Annotated in this window: 18 protein-coding genes; 10 read left to right on the plus strand and 8 right to left on the minus strand. The window is 58.7% G+C overall.

What is annotated here, in order from left to right:
• Positions 1-50: 50 nt before the first annotated feature.
• Entirely contained in the window at positions 51-470 is a 420-nt protein-coding gene (locus tag AKL27_RS22025; protein ID WP_050465055.1) for a hypothetical protein, read from the plus strand.
• Positions 471-498: 28 nt separating this feature from the next.
• Here the strand turns inward: AKL27_RS22025 and AKL27_RS28675 are convergent, their stop codons facing one another.
• From AKL27_RS28675 to AKL27_RS22045, 5 genes are all read right to left on the minus strand, one after another.
• Positions 499-633: a hypothetical protein gene (locus AKL27_RS28675; RefSeq protein WP_269749264.1), complete on the minus strand. Its 135-nt coding sequence runs from the start codon at positions 631-633 to the stop codon at positions 499-501.
• Between the two features lie 92 nt (positions 634-725).
• Complete coding sequence (locus tag AKL27_RS22030) at positions 726-2,084, minus strand: sigma-54-dependent transcriptional regulator (protein WP_050465018.1); 1,359 nt, start codon at positions 2,082-2,084, stop codon at positions 726-728.
• A 6-nt stretch (positions 2,085-2,090) separates the two neighbouring features.
• Positions 2,091-3,887, minus strand: a complete 1,797-nt coding sequence (locus AKL27_RS22035) for a sensor histidine kinase (protein ID WP_050465019.1) — start codon at positions 3,885-3,887, stop codon at positions 2,091-2,093.
• A gap of 78 nt (positions 3,888-3,965) precedes the next feature.
• The gene (locus tag AKL27_RS22040) at positions 3,966-5,273 is read right to left on the minus strand and encodes an MFS family transporter (RefSeq protein WP_050465020.1); all 1,308 of its coding nucleotides are present in this window, start codon (positions 5,271-5,273) and stop codon (positions 3,966-3,968) included.
• Between the two features lie 483 nt (positions 5,274-5,756).
• Positions 5,757-7,376, minus strand: a complete 1,620-nt coding sequence (locus AKL27_RS22045) for a methyl-accepting chemotaxis protein (protein WP_050465021.1) — start codon at positions 7,374-7,376, stop codon at positions 5,757-5,759.
• Positions 7,377-7,947: 571 nt separating this feature from the next.
• Here AKL27_RS22045 and AKL27_RS27935 point away from each other — a divergent pair.
• The 3 genes from AKL27_RS27935 to AKL27_RS22055 all read left to right on the plus strand — a co-directional run bounded on the left by AKL27_RS27935 (position 7,948) and on the right by AKL27_RS22055 (position 9,582).
• Entirely contained in the window at positions 7,948-8,100 is a 153-nt protein-coding gene (locus AKL27_RS27935; RefSeq protein WP_157057049.1) for a hypothetical protein, read from the plus strand.
• A 77-nt stretch (positions 8,101-8,177) separates the two neighbouring features.
• On the plus strand, positions 8,178-8,879 hold the full coding sequence (locus AKL27_RS22050) for an MgtC/SapB family protein (protein WP_083439215.1): 702 nt from the start codon (positions 8,178-8,180) through the stop codon (positions 8,877-8,879).
• A 133-nt stretch (positions 8,880-9,012) separates the two neighbouring features.
• Positions 9,013-9,582, plus strand: coding sequence for a gamma-glutamylcyclotransferase (locus tag AKL27_RS22055; RefSeq protein ID WP_050465023.1), 570 nt, complete (start codon positions 9,013-9,015; stop codon positions 9,580-9,582).
• A 32-nt stretch (positions 9,583-9,614) separates the two neighbouring features.
• Here the strand turns inward: AKL27_RS22055 and AKL27_RS22060 are convergent, their stop codons facing one another.
• Both AKL27_RS22060 and AKL27_RS22065 read right to left on the minus strand, forming a co-directional pair.
• Positions 9,615-10,244, minus strand: a complete 630-nt coding sequence (locus AKL27_RS22060; RefSeq protein ID WP_050465024.1) for a LysE family translocator — start codon at positions 10,242-10,244, stop codon at positions 9,615-9,617.
• A 33-nt stretch (positions 10,245-10,277) separates the two neighbouring features.
• Positions 10,278-10,529: a VF530 family protein gene (locus AKL27_RS22065; protein WP_050465025.1), complete on the minus strand. Its 252-nt coding sequence runs from the start codon at positions 10,527-10,529 to the stop codon at positions 10,278-10,280.
• Between the two features lie 232 nt (positions 10,530-10,761).
• On the opposite strand from AKL27_RS22065, the gene AKL27_RS22070 reads away from it, so the two are divergent.
• From AKL27_RS22070 to AKL27_RS22085, 4 genes are all read left to right on the plus strand, one after another.
• The gene (locus tag AKL27_RS22070) at positions 10,762-11,175 is read left to right on the plus strand and encodes a VOC family protein (RefSeq protein WP_050465026.1); all 414 of its coding nucleotides are present in this window, start codon (positions 10,762-10,764) and stop codon (positions 11,173-11,175) included.
• A 104-nt stretch (positions 11,176-11,279) separates the two neighbouring features.
• Positions 11,280-11,639 (plus strand): arsenate reductase (glutaredoxin), encoded by a 360-nt coding sequence (arsC, locus tag AKL27_RS22075; protein ID WP_050465027.1) that lies wholly within the window; start codon positions 11,280-11,282, stop codon positions 11,637-11,639.
• A 75-nt stretch (positions 11,640-11,714) separates the two neighbouring features.
• The gene (locus AKL27_RS22080; RefSeq protein WP_050465028.1) at positions 11,715-12,566 is read left to right on the plus strand and encodes a hypothetical protein; all 852 of its coding nucleotides are present in this window, start codon (positions 11,715-11,717) and stop codon (positions 12,564-12,566) included.
• 2 nt (positions 12,567-12,568) lie between these two features.
• Positions 12,569-13,177, plus strand: a complete 609-nt coding sequence (locus AKL27_RS22085; protein WP_050465029.1) for an IMPACT family protein — start codon at positions 12,569-12,571, stop codon at positions 13,175-13,177.
• 19 nt (positions 13,178-13,196) lie between these two features.
• On the opposite strand, the gene AKL27_RS22090 is transcribed toward AKL27_RS22085, so the two are convergent.
• On the minus strand, positions 13,197-14,627 hold the full coding sequence (locus AKL27_RS22090; protein ID WP_050465030.1) for an MFS transporter: 1,431 nt from the start codon (positions 14,625-14,627) through the stop codon (positions 13,197-13,199).
• A gap of 54 nt (positions 14,628-14,681) precedes the next feature.
• On the opposite strand from AKL27_RS22090, the gene AKL27_RS22095 reads away from it, so the two are divergent.
• Together AKL27_RS22095 and AKL27_RS22100 are read left to right on the plus strand one after the other, a co-directional pair.
• The gene (locus AKL27_RS22095) at positions 14,682-15,356 is read left to right on the plus strand and encodes a helix-turn-helix transcriptional regulator (RefSeq protein WP_050465031.1); all 675 of its coding nucleotides are present in this window, start codon (positions 14,682-14,684) and stop codon (positions 15,354-15,356) included.
• A 146-nt stretch (positions 15,357-15,502) separates the two neighbouring features.
• Positions 15,503-15,925, plus strand: coding sequence for a hypothetical protein (locus AKL27_RS22100; protein WP_050465032.1), 423 nt, complete (start codon positions 15,503-15,505; stop codon positions 15,923-15,925).
• The last annotated feature ends 95 nt before the right edge of the window (positions 15,926-16,020 follow it).

Consider the following 16,020-nt stretch of genomic DNA (forward strand, 5'->3'; position numbering starts at 1 on the left):
GATAATGCGCAGCATTGACCGCCGGTCACCACTTCCTCCGTTTCGCCACCATGCCAGCCCCTGATCAAGAAGCAAGCACAGAACAACCGACCCGGCCATGGATCGTGCTCAACACGACCTATGACGTTGAAGCATGGATCGACAGCTACAACCGCGATCTGCAACAAGCCGTCACGAAAAACAATGCGGCTGGCCAGGGCATTTGTTTCGGTCTCGAACTCGGAGGTGAAGTGTATCTGCATACCACTTCCGAAGGCGAAGTCTTGCTTGATGTGACCGAAGATGCCAGTTGGGTAACGCCACTGATCGCAGCGGCGACGACCTTGCCGGCACCGACCGGGTCAGTCTGGGTATTGCCGCCGGATACGCTGACGCAACTGATACTGGGCCTGAGCACACTGATTGCCTCCACCAGAATTGTTGTCAGCCATGAGTTCCGGCTCAAGACGCCGAAGTTTTCCCGTTATTGAACCACCGCCGCCGGCGGTCCATCCCGCATCACGGTTTGGGCTTGGTATTGACGATACGCCGGTCGCGCGCATCCTGTTCCGATTTCTTTTCGAACTCTGTTCTTTCGCACGCCAGCAGCATGCCGGCAAAACAAAGCATCAGTAACGCTGTCAGTAATCGCATCTTCCACCCCTGTTGTGTCGCGAATGTGCTTCGCTTGTTCATTTCCCTGTAGCAAGTCTAGTGGAAGACGGATAAATGTCAACGCCGCAATCTCAACCTGACGTCGCTCCGGCGGCGCCATTGAGCGCGTGTTTGCGAATCTTGTCGTACAGCGTTTTTCTGGGAATGCCTAGCTGATCGGCGGCAGTGGCGACATTGCCATCAGCCGCCGTCAATGCCTCGGCAATCAGGCGCGCCTCCAGCAAATCAAGTTGTTGCGGCAGCGAACGCTGCTGAACATCCGCCGCGACCGGTGGCGTACCGGCCTGGTTATCCGCCACGCCAAGCACCCAGCGCTCGGCAAAATTGCGCAGTTCGCGGACATTGCCAGGCCAATCGCGTTGCTGCCATTGCGCCATTTGCACCGCCGTCCAAGGCGCCGGCTGGCGTTGATAGCGTTGCGCTGCCGCATGGATAAAACTGGCCAACAACAACGGAATGTCATCGCGCCGCTCTGCCAGACGCGGCAAGTCGAGGCTGACCACCCCGATGCGGTAATACAAATCTTCACGAAAATGGCCTTGTCCGCTCAGTTGCAGCAAATCAGCCTTGCTGGCGGCAATCACCCGGCAATCGATTTCTATCGAATCGTTGCCACCCAGCCGTTCCAGCCGGCGCTCTTGCAACACGCGCAACAGCTTGACCTGCAACGCCAGCGGCATGCTTTCGATTTCGTCCAGAAACAGCGTGCCGCCGCTGGCATACTCAAGCTTGCCGATGCGACGTTTTTGCGCGCCGGTAAAGGCGCCCGGCTCATGCCCGAAAATTTCACTCTCGAACACGCTTTCCGGCAAGGCGCCACAATTGATCGCCACAAACGGTCCCCGGCGCCGGCTGGCCGCATGCAACTGGCGCGCCACTACTTCCTTGCCGGTGCCGGTCTGGCCGTTGATCAGGATATCCACGGCGGTCGGCCCGAGACTGCCGATCAACGTGCGTATCTGCATCATCGCCGCCGATTGCCCGATCAGCGGCGGCAAATCGGGGTCGCTGATCCAGGCCGCCCGCAAGCGACGGTTTTCCAACACCAGCCGGCGCTTTTCCTGCGCCCGCCGCGCCGTTTCCAGCAAGCGTTCGGCGGCAAACGGTTTTTCGATGAAGTCATAGGCTCCGGCCCGCATGGCATCCACCGCCATGCCGACATCGCCATGACCGGTGACCACGATGACCGGCAAATCGGCATCCAGTGCCATCGCGTGCACCAATACGTCCAGGCCTGAACGTCCCGGCAACCGCACATCGGTGACGACGATGCCATCGAAATCGATCGTCAGCAACGGCAATGCCTGTTCCGCACTGTCACATGCCGTCACGCTGAAGCCGCCGAGTTCCAGCGTCTGGGTAGTGGCCTTGCGCAATACCTGTTCATCTTCGATCAGCACTGCGCGCGCCACCTGGCTCATGTTGTCCATCGTTTGCTACTCCTGAGTGACCGGCAGACGCACCACGAATTCGGCACCGCCACCGGCATGATTGCGGGCACTCAACTGACCGTCCATGGCCTGCACGATTGAAGAAGAAATCGCCAGTCCCAGCCCCAACCCCTTGCTGGAGGACTTGGTGGTAAAAAAGGGTTCGAACAAATGTTCGGCGGCACGCGCATCAATCCCCGGACCGGAATCATGAATGGTAATCACCGCCATGCCGGCTGCGCGCGTCAGGCGCACCGACACCTCCTTGCGGTCGGCAGTGTCCACTGCTTCCAGCGCGTTACGCAACAGGTTGAGCAATACCTGCTCGGTACGCACCGCGTCGCCGACTATCTGTACCTGATCGGCAATCTCGATCAGCAACTGCACCTGGCGCTGTTCGAATTCATTGCGCAACAACAAGGTCGCGGCCTCAATCGATTTTTGCAAATCCACCGGCGCGATTGTTTCGCCATTCTTGCGCGCAAAACCGCGCAATTGCGCAATGATCTTTCCCATGTGCGCACTGGCTTCGCTGATATGTTGCAGATTTTCTTCCACCTGCCCGGGCTGACCACGCGCCAGAAATTTGACGGCATTGTCGGCAAAGGCACGGATCGCCGCCAGCGGCTGACTCAATTCATGCGTGACGCCACCGGCCATCTGTCCCAACATGGTCAGCTTGCCGGCCTGTACCAGTTCGTTCTGGGTGGTCCGCAACAGACTTTCCGTCTGCTTCAGACGCCCATATTTGGTTTCGATGTCGCGATTGGCCTGCATCAGCTCTTCGGTCCGCACGGTAATCATCGCATCCAGCTCTTCCGCCGCGCGCCGCAATGCATCACGCGATTCGATCTGTTCCTGCAAGCGGCGCCGGCGCTGATACAAGGCCCAGATGGAAATCACCGCAACCGCGATCAGCAGCCCGACCCACATGGACCACAACAAGGCCACGCGATGTATCCGTTGTTGCGAAGGGAACAGCATCAGCCGCCAGCCCTGACGTTCGATATTGCGTTCGATATGTTCACCGAAGCCGCTGCGCATCGCCGGCGGCATGGTGCTGACCGGCGTAATGATCCGGTCGGCATATTGATGGGTGCCTGCCAGTTCTTGCTGCATGCCCGGATCAAGCGGTTGCAGGCTGTGATATTTCCAGGCTGAGCGATTGCTCAGGAAAACGACGCCGCTGTGATCCACCAGCGTGATCGGATCATCGCTGCTGCGCCAGGTATGCTCGAATTCGGACAAGTCGACCTTGACCGCCATGACGCCAATCGGCGCTCCTTTGCCCGGTTCGGATGGCAGCCGGTAAATCGGTTGTGCGATGAAATAGCCGGGTTCGCTGGAGGCATTGCCGATGCCGTAAAAGCGCCCGGCACCGCCACGCATCGCTTCGCGGAAATAAGGACGGAAACCGAAGTCGCGGCCGATAAAGCTGATGGCTTGATCCCAATTGCTGGATGCCAGCGTTTTGCCGTTGCGGTCCATCATGTAAATCGAGACTACTTTGGATTGCCGTTGAATCGTCTTCAGTGCGGCATTGAGTCGCTGGATGACAGCCTGGTCATCGGGATGTTCCAGCGCCTGTCGCACATCGGCCTGAAAGCCGAGTGCAAACGGCAGCGTTTCAAATTTTTCGAGTATGGATGCCAGATCCAGCGCAATGATTTGCAATTGCCGTTCACCGGCTGCACGGATGTCGCTGGCGGCTTTCACGGCGGCCAGCCGATAAGTCGCACAAAACACCAGCAGCGCGCCGGTAACGATGGCAACAAGCAAGATAATGGGTTTGCTGGGTCTCATACCATACGGGTCGACGCGGACAGTCTGATCAGGCACCTATCATACCTGCCATCGGCAAACCGTCTGCAATCGCGCCGCTCAGGATGCAGAACCGGCCGGCACGCCGTCGCGCAGGTAGCCCTCTTTGGTCGGATCCGGCATGCGCAACGAAACCAGCAACGCCACCGCGCACATGGCGGACACGTACCAGTAAAAACTGGATTCCAGTCCGTTCGATTTGAACGTCAGCGCAACAAATCCGGCCGAGCCGCCAAAAATGGCATTGCCGACGGCATACGACAGACCGACGCCGAGCGCACGCACATGCGAGGGGAACATTTCAGCCTTGATCAGGCCGCTGATCGAGGTGTAAAAACTGATGATCGCCAGCGCCGCAATCACCAATGCAAACGCCGCATACGGATTGCTGACACTACCCAGCAGATGCAACAGCGGCACCGTGCACACGACACCCAGCGAACCGAACCACAGCATCATCGAACGCCGGCCGATCTTGTCGGACAAGGCGCCGAAAGCCGGTTGCATCAGCATGTAGAGAAACAGCGCTGCGGTCATGACAATATTGGCGGTCTTGGCATGCATGCCGGCCGTATTGATCAGATAGGTCTGCATATATACCGTGAAGGTGTAGAACATCAGCGAGCCACCGGCCGTGAATCCCACTACGGTCAAGAATGCGCGCTTTTGCTTGAGCAAACCGGCCAGGGTGCCGGCGTCCTTGCTCTTGCGCGATTCTCCGCTTGCGGTTTCGGTCAGGTTCTTGCGCAAGAACAGCACCACCACGGCACCGATTGCGCCCAGGAAAAACGGAATGCGCCAGCCCCACGCGCGCAATTCATCGGCGCTCAGGAAGAATTCGAGCACCACCACCGCCAACACCGCGAGCAACTGACCGCCGATCAGCGTGACGTACTGAAACGAAGCAAAGAATCCGCGTCGTCCTTCAGGCGCCACTTCACTCATGTAAGTAGCGCTGGTGCCGTATTCGCCGCCTACCGACAGGCCCTGCAACAGGCGCGCCACCAACAGCAGGAATGGAGCAGCGGCGCCGATGCTGGCGTAGGTTGGCAAACAGGCGATCATCAAAGAACCGCCGCACATCATCAACACCGAAATCATCATCGAGGTCCGCCGGCCATGGCGGTCGGCAATACTGCCGAACAACCAGCCGCCGATGGGCCGCATCAGAAAGCCGACCGCAAACACGCCGGCAGTCTTCAGAAATTGCGTGGTCGAATCGCCTTCCGGGAAAAATGCCGGTGCAAAATAAATGGCACAGAAGGTATAGATATACAGGTCAAACCATTCGATCAGGTTGCCGGATGACGCGCCGACGATGGCGAAGATGCGGCGGCGATTGTCGCTCGCTGGGGATATGGCGGACATGGTGGGTCTCCTTTATGTTGAAACACGCTGCTTGAGATAATGGGCCTGGAACGAATCAATCACTGCTGGCTGGCCGTGGCTGGCAGCGGCATTGGTATTCGCCTGTGATCGGGGGTAATGCAAGTCGGAAGCCGGTAACCTGGCGGTCTGCCGGGGAGGTCGCGGGTTGCAGGAAAAATGAAGGGTGATCGCATGTCTGGTCTCCTGATTGTCTGTTTTTGGACAAGCTATGCAGACTTCGTGCCAACTGAAATGCGCACCACCGTGTTTCCCAAGCGACTGATTCAAAAGGATATTAATTTCGCGCAATGGCGAGCACCATCGCTAATTTGCGAAATATCGGAATATTCGGCAGATCGATTCCGGATATCCAGCCAGCGCGTGCGGATTTACCGCAACTGATAAATCCCGCTCAATGGCAGCGGCACTGCGGACAAAAAAAAGCCCGGACACTAGTCCGGGCCGGGCAACATGCTGCGCAGTTTATCTTTCGAGTCGCGCTTCCCGCGGGGTAATGTCGATAGTGCGATGGACTGGCGCCGGTAAGGCATTGCTGGTGTTGAGCGTAAACACACTCACCAGTTGTTCCAGGCTGGCGGCCTGAGTCTGCATTGAGGCTGCTGCCGCAGCGGCTTGCTCGACCAGCGCCGCGTTCTGTTGTGTCACCTGATCCATTTGCGTGATCGCGTGGTTGATCTGTTCAATGCCTGCGGCCTGCTCCTGACTTGCAGAACTGATCTCACCGACGATATCGGTAACGCGCCTGACGCTCACCACTACCTCGCGCATGGTCGATCCGGCTTGCTCCACCAGACGGCTGCCGTTACCGACGGTTTCCACCGAATGATCGATCAGCGCCTTGATTTCCTTGGCGGCAGCAGCACTGCGTTGCGCCAGGCTGCGCACTTCCGATGCCACCACCGCAAAACCGCGTCCTTGTTCGCCGGCACGCGCCGCTTCGACTGCGGCATTGAGCGCCAGAATATTGGTTTGAAAGGCAATGCCGTCAATCACGCTGATGATGTCCACAATTTTTTTGGACGAGTCGTTGATGGAACCCATGGTTGTCACAACCTGACCCACTACGGCACCACCCTGAATCGCGATTTCCGATGCCGACACTGCCAGTTGATTGGCTTGTCGCGCGTTATCGGCATTTTGTTTGACGGTGGAAATCAATTCTTCCATGGACGATGCCGTTTCTTCCAGTGCGCTGGCCTGCTGTTCGGTGCGCGATGACAAATCAAGATTGCCGGCAGCAATTTCACCGGAGGCGGTCGCAATCGTTTCAGTACCGCTGCGCACGTTGCTGACAATATTGCCCAGACTATGATTCATGTCTTTCAACGCCTGCAACAACAGCCCGGTTTCATCGTGCGAAGTCACATCCACTTCACCGCTCAGGTCACCGTCGGCAACGCGGCGGGAAATGCGCACCGCCGAATTGATCGGACGCGTGATGCCCACCGTCAGATACCACGCGCAGATCACGCCCAACACCAGCACCAGCGCTTCCAGCAGCAACAACAATTGCCGGCTTTCTCTGGCCGTCGCGTCAATATGCGCGGCCGTGGCGTCAATTTCCTGACGCTGCACTTCCAGCAGTTCGCGCATCGTATCCTGATACTTTCTGGCTTCCGGCACGAATACCTGATCCAGCAATCTTCCTGCTTCCTCCACATCGCCGGCGGCTTTGGCCTTGTTGATGGCGTCACGCGATGACAGGTAGACCTTGCGCAATTCGCCGATTTTCTGGAACAGGCCTTTTTCCACATCCGAACTCAACAGCGATTCGACTTTTTTCTGATACTCGCCGGAGGTCTTGGAGGAAGCGGCCGCTTCCTCAGCGAAATACGGTCCCAGCGCCGGGTCGCTGCTTTTGGCGATGGCGATGGTGCGGCGAATGCCGCTATGCAGATTGGCATACCAGTCGCCAATCACCCGCTCTTTCAGCAATGGCTGCGCCATCATGGCATTGGTTGCATCCGACACGGCTTGCAAACGCCAGATGCCGATGGCGGTAATCACGATCGAAAACGCCAGAATAATGGCGAATCCAAAGGCCAGACGCTTACCTATTTTCATATCCCCGATGATCTTCATGCTCTTCTTTCTCTTAATCTGATTGCTACAAAATGTGCCGCCGCAAGCCACGCCCCTCGCGGCGCAGACGTATTACAAATCAAAAGCGAATATTTTTCCACCCGGAAACACCGGCGTTTTCCCGAGGTACTTACCGTGATGCCGCCCCGCAGATGAGAAATGTCGGCCACAAGCCATACCCAGCAAGGACAGGAAGGATTTTCACCAATCCCGGCGGCAACGGCTGGTTCATTCACCCAACCGCCACGAAAGAATTGACGGTGCGACAACAACGTTGTCTTTTGGAAACAATCCCGCACCGCGACGCAAGTCAGCCACAGCACTGCGGGCGTCGCAACTGCCACGCGACGAATACGCAATCTGTCGTGTTCGCACTCAAATGCCGACGCCCCGGTCATCGAAGTTTGACGATTCCGCATCATTGCCATGTTGCAATAACGGCAACCGGCGTACAGTAAGCTTAATCGCCCGAATTGCACACTTGCCAAGCAATTAATGATATAAACTATTTACACCATATCTGCTTCGAATTGCGACATCGCTCTCGGCAGATCAACAACAAGGGGACATCATGATGAATCTCATCGCCATCTTGTATAAGAAATTCGTCGACTATCTCAACGACTCCAGCGCACTGACGACCGGATCGCATCGCGGCGAGCAGCATTGCTGCGGTCTTTACTCGGGCCTGTCAGAGCAGGATCAGCACGACGGCAAATACTGAATCGCCAGTGCCCAATCAGCGGCGTCTGCCACTGTCACCTTTTTCACCAACATCAACCGAAAGGAGCGGGCCACGCCATGCCTTCAGACTGGACACCCCTGCTTACCATGCTGGCCCAGATGACACTGGCACTGGGCGCCGGCGGACTGGTCGGACTGGAACGCAGCTTCCACGGCCGCGCCGCCGGCTTTCGCACTTTTTCACTGGTCGCCTTCGGTTCCTGCATTCTGATGATGGCGTCGTCCAATACTACCGGCTGGCATCATCCGCCGATTCCGGGCGCCAGTTCGATGGACCCGCAACGGGTACTGCAAGGGATCGTGACCGGGGTCGGCTTTCTCGGCGCCGGCGTGATCTTCCGCGACGGCTTCACGGTCCGCGGGCTGACCACCGCCGCTTGCATCTGGGTGGTGTCTGCCATTGGCGTGCTGTTCGGGATCGGTTTTTATGAAATGGGATGCGCTGCCACGCTGCTGACGCTGATCGTGCTGTCGTTGTTCAAGCGGATCGAAGCGCTGATGCCGTCGCAGCAATATACCCATTTGTCGATCGGATTCCTGCGTTCGGATGCACCAAGTGAAGCGGCGCTGCGGGAGCGCTTTCGCAAGCAGGGGATGGAAATCATCGAGATCGCCTACGGCGTCAAGGACAAGGGCGATCTGTTTGAATATCAGGCCACCGTGCGCACGGCGAAGATCGACAATATCCGGCAACTGGTTGACGAACTGCGGGTTGATCCGCAAGTCATCAAATTCCGCCTGTCGCCAACCAAAGACTGAAGACCGCCCGGCGGCGCGGCAGATGCGAATTGACGATTGACGGCTTGTCGATTGACGATTGACGAATTATCGATTGAATCTATAATCGCCGGACCGCCCTTCTTTCAATCGTCTTCCGGAAGCCCGCCTCGCCATGTCCGCCGATACCATTTCCCAGAACCGGGCCATGACTGCATTCGATAACCACAACAGCGTGTGGTTGTTCGGTTATGGCTCACTGATCTTCAAAGCCGACTTCCCGTTCCTCGAACAGCGGCCTGCATCGATCAGCGGCTGGGCCCGTCGCTTCTGGCAAGGATCGCATGATCACCGTGGCACGCCACAGGCACCGGGCCGGGTGGTGACGCTGATCCCCGAAGCCGGTGCGCAATGCGCCGGCATGGCCTACCTGATTACACCGGAAGTATTTGCCCATCTGGATTATCGCGAAAAGAACGGCTATCTGCGCCTCAGCACCACCATCACGTTCGATGACGGCAGTCATGCGGAAGGTTTGGTGTATATCGCCACGGCGGAGAATGCCGCTTTTCTGGGACCGGCATCGGAACAGGAAATTGCAAGCCAGATTGCAGCCTCACAAGGACCCAGCGGCCGCAACCAGGATTATCTGATCGGTCTGGCGCAAGCCTTGCGCGAACTGGGTCAGGAAGACCAGCACGTATTTGAAATCGAACGGCATCTGCTGCAACTGCCACCCACCTGAAGCCAAGCCGGCATCAGCGCCGGCCAGATGCTTCAGTTACGCGCCGCCAGCAACAAGGCGCCGGCGCCGATGAAAAAGCCACCGGTAGCTTTATTGAGCCGGGCCACGCCACGCGAAGTCTTGATCCAGCGCCTGATTTGCTTGCCGCAAGCGGAATAGACCGCGCTCGAGACGAACTCGGCACACAGATAAATCGAACCCAGCACCAGAAACTGATGCGCCGCCGGTTGTGCCGGATTGATGAATTGCGGAAAGATCGCCGCGAACAACATGATCGCCTTGGGATTGGTGATGCCCAACAGAAATTCTTGCATGGCCAGCGCCCGCGCGCTTTTCGGCCGCACTACTGCCGCTTCGCTGCCGTCCACCAGATCCACACCGCTGAATTCGCGACTGCGCCAGGCATGCCAGCCGAGATAGAACAGATACGCCGCGCCAATCCACTTGACCGCGTTGAATGCCGTTTCGGATGCCAGCAGCATCGCCCCCAAACCCACTGCAGAAACCGTCAGGAAAATCGCAAATGCCGCTACCCGTCCGAATGTGGCCAGCATGGCCATGCCGATGCCTTGGCGAATGCCATTATTGAGCGCACAAAAATTATTGGGGCCGGGCACCAGCGCCAGCATGATTGCGACGGGAATGAAGAAGAGCGGATCCACGGAAAACCTGACCAAAAAAGGAAGGAAAGCTGATTATAGACTTTGTTTTGTGACCACGTTGGCAGCCGGCAACTGCACAAACAAGGCTTCGACTTTTTGCCGCGCCCACGGTGTCTTGCGCAAAAAGGACAAGCTTGATTTGATGCTCGGATCATGCCTGAAACAATTGATATCAATCAGACGACTCAGCTGTTCCCAGCCGTAATACGCTACCAGCGCCTGCAAAATGGCTTCCAGCGTGAATCCGTGCAACGGATCTTTGTGACGGGGTTGGTCTTGCGGCATGGCCTGTTTCCTGTGCGCTTGTGGACATTCATGTGCGGACGATAACAATCCGACGCCCCCGAGTATACCCGCGATACCTGCGCTTGACAGACCCGGACAAAACAATACACTTCAGCAGCAAGCCGCCATCACCCTGCCGCAGCGGACCCGTGCCTGTCCCGCGTTACCGCTTCCGGCGCTGCCCTCCCGGCTGACTTGTCCCTTCACTGCACTCATTGCCCCGGAGTACATCATGCAACTGCACACGTACCTGAATTTCAACGGCGACTGTGAAGCCGCCTTCAATTTTTACGCCCGGTGTCTGGGCGGCAAGATCGAATTCAAGATGACGCACAAGGAGTCGCCGATGGCGCAACAGACCCCGCCCGACTGGCAAGACAAGATCATGCACATGCGCATCAATATTGATGGCCAGGTCCTGATGGGATCAGACAGTCCTCCGGGCTGTCACGAAAAGCCGGCCGGCTTTCAGGTCTCGATCAATCTGACCGATGCCGCGCAGGCCGAACGTATTTTTACTGCGCTGCAGGAAGGTGGCACGGTCCGGATGCCATTGCAGGAAACCTTTTGGGCGCTGCGTTTCGGCATGCTGACCGACCGCTACGGTACGCCGTGGATGGTCAATTGCGAAGCCGCGCCGCAATAACCACGGAAAACACCGGCAGCGGACTGAGGCGTGGCGTGCAGATGCCGCCGTCAATTACGCGGTAACATCGCACGCCCGATCAATCACTCATCGCAAGGAACATCATGTCCGACGTCACCATTTATCACAATCCGGCCTGCGGCACTTCGCGCAACGTGCTGGCCGCGCTGCGCGAGCGCGGCATCGAACCTGTCATCATCGAATATCTGAAGAACCCGCCCGATCAGGCCACGCTGAGCGCCATCGCCAAGGCCACCGGCAAACCGCTGAGCGCATTGCTGCGACGCAAGGGTCCGGTCTACGAGGAATTGCAACTGGACCGCGCCGACCTCAGCGATCCGCAATTGCTGACCGCCATGCTGGCACATCCGGTTCTGATCGAACGTCCGATCGTAGTGACGCCGCTGGGCACTCGCCTGTGCCGGCCGGCGGAAGTCTTGCAAGAGATCCTGCCACCCGCCTGAAGCACTGCCGCCGTGGTGTAAAATTCCGGCCCCGGGGTAGCAGTTTGGCGCTACCTCTCTGCACTCTGGAAAAACATGAACATCACGATTAACGAAGAATTGCGCAAGTACATCGATCCGCTGACCGAGAACGAATATGCGGCGCTGGAACGCAGCATTTTGGACGAAGGTTGCCGCGACGCGCTGGTGGTCTGGAATGACGTCCTCATCGATGGCCATAACCGGTATGAAATCTGTTGCAAGCATGGTCTGGAATTCAAGACCGTGCGCAACACCCGCTTTACGTCGATCGAAGAAGTTTTTCTGTGGATGATCGACAATCAGCTCGGTCGCCGCAGCGTCACCGATTTCCAGCGCGGCATGCTGGCACTGCGCAAGCGCGACATCATGGCGGCCCGCACCCGCGAACAGGCTGCGGCACCCGCCGACGCCAGCGCTGAAACACCGGCACCGGCGGCCGTGTTCAAAACCCGGGAAGATATCGCCAAGGTGGCGGGCATCAGCAGCAACACCATCGGTCAGATCGAGAAAATTCAAAAGACGGCGGCACCGGAACTGGTGGAAGCCGTACGCAGCGGCACCATTTCCATCAATGCGGCAGCGGCAGTTGCCTCATTGCCAAGTACCGAACAAGTAGTCGCGGTCGCCGGCGGCAAAAAGGAATTGCAGCAAGCGGCAAAAATGGTGCGCGAACTGAAAGCCGCCACCCGCACGCCGCGCCTGCCGCCCGTCACGATTGAAATCGACGATATCGATACCGGCAGCGACGATGCCGAGGTTGACGTCGATGGCCTGCGCAGCAGAATCACCATGCTCAATGCCGCCGTCAACGAACTGCGCAATGAAAATGCACGCTTGCAACGCGAAAACATTGACTTGCACGCACAACTGGCGGCATATCGCAGCAACGCCGACGCCGCTACCTGAACATGGCTGACGCCGCCGTTTACACGCTGGCAACGGCGGCTGCGAGCGAGATCGACATCCGCAAAAGCCGCTTCATCGGCATCGTCATGCCGGTCGCCAACCGCCCTGATGCAATGCTGGAACTGGAGCGCATTCGCACCGAGCATCGCAGTGCCACCCATGTTTGCTGGGCACTGCTGGCGGGCGGCCAGTCCGGCATGTCGGACGATGGCGAACCTTCGGGCACTGCCGGCCGGCCCATGATGGAAGTGTTGCGCCACCACCAGCTGGACGGCGTATTGGCGGCGGTAGTGCGCTATTACGGCGGCATCCAGCTCGGTGCCGGTGGTCTGGTCAGGGCTTATACCGAAGCCGTCGCTACCGCACTGAAACAAACCGAACGGGTCTTGCGCGTGGCTATGACCGAGCTGGTGCTGACCCTGCCTTATGCCGACGAAGCCCATCTGCGGCGCTGGCTGCAACAACACGATTATCAGTTGCTCGACAGTCGCCACGATGCACTGGTGCAGTTGCGGATTCGTTTGCCGGCGGCCGGGCTGGACGCCGCGCGACAAGCATTGTCGTGCCTGTCACCAACGCACAGCGAACAGCCTGCCGATGACGCTGCCTGAATGACGTCGCCTGGTGTGGTCAGCTACGCGTAATCCCGCGCGTCAGCAAAATCGCCAGCACCGGCGCCAAGGCAAACAAACCAAACAGACTCATCGCCGCCACTTGTGCGCCAGCCACGCCGCCCGGCGCGGTCAAACCCGCGGCATTCGCGACCAGACCGGCCAACGCCGCACCGATTGCCATTGCATACAGCTGCACGGTGGTAATCGCCGACGCCGCCAGATTTTCTTCGCCGGCAACTGCGACCTTCATGACGCGTGTCAGCAAATGCGGCCAGCCCAGTCCCACGCCCAGACCGACACCCGCCAGCGTCACCGCCAGCAACACGCTGTGCACTGGCACGGGCATGCCATCCTGCAGCGGCAACAACACCGCCAGCGCGGCCAGCGACACGGTCATCAGCAGCGGTCCCAGCCGCACCATGCGATCAGCTCCGCCATCGGCACGGCCGGAACTGAGCAGTGAGGCAATGCTCCAGCCACCGGCCATGGCGGCGGTCATGTAACCGGCCAGCAAGGGGGTGTAGCCATGAATCGTTTGCAGGAAATACGGCACGAAAATTTCGGTGGTAGTGCCGATCATCAACAGGCATACGCAGGCGAAGACTTTACCCATGACGCTATCGAGCCGGTAAGCACCGGTCGGCAACAATTGCACGCCGGGACGCTGATCCAGCCGCGCCACCAGCATCCCGAATGCCAGTCCGCAGGCGACACCGGCCAGTTTGGCGCCGGTCTGTTCGAACTGTCCGGCCAGCGCCACGCTGAGCACCGACAAGGCCAGCAAGATGATCTTCAGCACCGGCACCCGCACCTGGCCAGTACCGCTTTTGGCGACGCCGCGCAATTGCAGCAGTACGATCAGCGCTTGCGCCGCCGACACCGGCAACAAGACCCAGAATGCCATGCGCCAGTTGCCGCTCTCGGCAAACAACCCGCCGACCGCCGGCCCGAACAAGGTTGCCACACCCCACATGCCCGAGACCAATGCCACCGCGCGCGACCACAGCGGCGGCGCGAACACGATACGGATCAGGGCGTAACTCAGGCCCGCCAGCAAGCCGCCGCCCAGACCTTGCACACTGCGACCGGCCAGCATCCATCCCATTTCCGGCGCCGTGGCACAGATCACCGAGCCGAGCGTGAACATCAGCAGCGCCGCCAGATAAGCGCTGCGCGCGCTGACGACGTCCAGCATTTTGGCGGTCAGTGTCGAGCCCAGAATCGACGTCACCACAAACAAGGTGATATTCCAGGCGTAATACTCGAGGCCGCCGATATCGCGCACGACCGACGGCAGAATGGTGGTAACGATGTGAACATTGATAGCATGCAAGGCGACACCGCCGGTGAGTGCGATGGAACGCAGCAAATTGGGGCCGGACAATAAGTCGGCCCAGGAGGGCGTGGCAGGAGTTTGGGGAGCAGCAGACAAAGGAAACCTCGACATTGGTAGGAGCAAGACGTAATATGCAAGCGAATATTTGGATATTACGTGGACATCATGAAATACACAAGTAAAGACTTGGATAAAGAAAGCGCACTGCCCACGGCCGAGCGGATTTTGTTTCGCCTCAAAACCAAGGGACCGGCATCGACAGCGGTGCTGGCCCAGGAACTGGCGATGACGTCCGAGGCCGCGCGCTTGCAAGTCCAGAAATTATTGGCCGAAGGCTTGATTGCCGGATTGCAGGAAACCGGCGGCGGTGCCGGACGACCGCGGCAAAACTGGGAATTGAGCGCAGCCGGTCACGCCCGCTTCCCGGACTCGCATGCGCAATTGACCATCCAATTGATCGGTTCCATCAAAACCCTGTTCGGCGAAGCCGGCCTGGAGCGTTTGATCGGGCAACGGGAAGAAGAAATGCGGGCCGATTATCTGCGCGCCTGCGCCGGCTTGACCGGGGTCGAGGCCAAACTGGAAAAACTCGCCGCAGTACGCAGCGCCGAAGGCTACATGGCCCGGCTCGAAGCCGATGGCAAGGACTGGCTGCTGATCGAAGATCATTGTCCGATCTGCGCCGCCGCCCAAAGCTGTCAGGGATTTTGCCGCTCCGAACTGCAATTGTTCCGCGAAGTCATCGGCACCGATGCCGCCGTCGAACGCGAAGAACATTTGCTGGCCGGGGCACGGCGCTGCGTCTATCGCATCTGCCGCAGCAAAGACGGCAAAGCGTGAGTCGCGTGGCAAATCGCGCTACCATTCATGCGACACTGCAATAAAGCACCAGACCGAGGCCAGGCCGCTGCCATTCCGAGGGCGTCATGATCGAGCAACGCCAGCAGACAGCAACTCCACAGCAACCATAAAATAAGGAAGCACACATGAAACGATTTGTCCTGATCAGCCTGATTGCGGGATCGCTGGCCGCCTGCGCCGTCGAACCCACGAACCAGCGTCCGGACCATCAGGTGCCGGCGGCGCGGATCTACATTCCGAGCATGACCGAAGCCGCTGCAGGTCTGAGCGAAGTCAAAATCAGCCGCAGCACCGGGGTTTTCTATAGTCTCGGCGGCATGGAACTGTCGATCAATGATGTGGTGCTGGCCGAATTGGCCGATGGCGAACACATGAGCGTGTGGCTCAAACCCGGGACCTATACTTTCGGCATCAAACCCAAGCATGCGCTCAATGGCGCCGCCGCCGAAGTCACCGCACCGATAGCGCTGGACGTCAAAAGCGGCAGCAACTACGCCTTGCGCATCGCGGGCAGCGGCGGCCGCATCACGTTCCGGCAGGGTAACTGATCCCATCCTGAGCGGGTGTGCGGCAACACACCCGCTCAGGGCGAAACACTTTTGTCCCGCAAAACGCGGACATCAACCGCATGTGCGCTGCACAA

Origin of the sequence: Herbaspirillum autotrophicum, assembly GCF_001189915.1 — a bacterium.
Taxonomy (GTDB): Bacteria; Pseudomonadota; Gammaproteobacteria; order Burkholderiales; family Burkholderiaceae_D; genus Herbaspirillum; species Herbaspirillum autotrophicum.

Bases quoted from the DNA above. Each gene is read 5' to 3' on its own strand.
- AKL27_RS22025 (WP_050465055.1), top strand. From the start codon at position 51: ATGCCAGCCCCTGATCAAGAAGCAAGCACAGAACAACCGACCCGGCCA.
- AKL27_RS28675 (WP_269749264.1), bottom strand. From the start codon at position 633: ATGCGATTACTGACAGCGTTACTGATGCTTTGTTTTGCCGGCATGCTG.
- AKL27_RS22030 (WP_050465018.1), bottom strand. From the start codon at position 2,084: ATGGACAACATGAGCCAGGTGGCGCGCGCAGTGCTGATCGAAGATGAA.
- AKL27_RS22035 (WP_050465019.1), bottom strand. From the start codon at position 3,887: ATGAGACCCAGCAAACCCATTATCTTGCTTGTTGCCATCGTTACCGGC.
- AKL27_RS22040 (WP_050465020.1), bottom strand. From the start codon at position 5,273: ATGTCCGCCATATCCCCAGCGAGCGACAATCGCCGCCGCATCTTCGCC.
- AKL27_RS22045 (WP_050465021.1), bottom strand. From the start codon at position 7,376: ATGAAGATCATCGGGGATATGAAAATAGGTAAGCGTCTGGCCTTTGGA.
- AKL27_RS27935 (WP_157057049.1), top strand. From the start codon at position 7,948: ATGATGAATCTCATCGCCATCTTGTATAAGAAATTCGTCGACTATCTC.
- AKL27_RS22050 (WP_083439215.1), top strand. From the start codon at position 8,178: ATGCCTTCAGACTGGACACCCCTGCTTACCATGCTGGCCCAGATGACA.
- AKL27_RS22055 (WP_050465023.1), top strand. From the start codon at position 9,013: ATGTCCGCCGATACCATTTCCCAGAACCGGGCCATGACTGCATTCGAT.
- AKL27_RS22065 (WP_050465025.1), bottom strand. From the start codon at position 10,529: ATGCCGCAAGACCAACCCCGTCACAAAGATCCGTTGCACGGATTCACG.
- AKL27_RS22070 (WP_050465026.1), top strand. From the start codon at position 10,762: ATGCAACTGCACACGTACCTGAATTTCAACGGCGACTGTGAAGCCGCC.
- arsC (WP_050465027.1), top strand. From the start codon at position 11,280: ATGTCCGACGTCACCATTTATCACAATCCGGCCTGCGGCACTTCGCGC.
- AKL27_RS22080 (WP_050465028.1), top strand. From the start codon at position 11,715: ATGAACATCACGATTAACGAAGAATTGCGCAAGTACATCGATCCGCTG.
- AKL27_RS22085 (WP_050465029.1), top strand. From the start codon at position 12,569: ATGGCTGACGCCGCCGTTTACACGCTGGCAACGGCGGCTGCGAGCGAG.
- AKL27_RS22090 (WP_050465030.1), bottom strand. From the start codon at position 14,627: ATGTCGAGGTTTCCTTTGTCTGCTGCTCCCCAAACTCCTGCCACGCCC.
- AKL27_RS22095 (WP_050465031.1), top strand. From the start codon at position 14,682: ATGAAATACACAAGTAAAGACTTGGATAAAGAAAGCGCACTGCCCACG.
- AKL27_RS22100 (WP_050465032.1), top strand. From the start codon at position 15,503: ATGAAACGATTTGTCCTGATCAGCCTGATTGCGGGATCGCTGGCCGCC.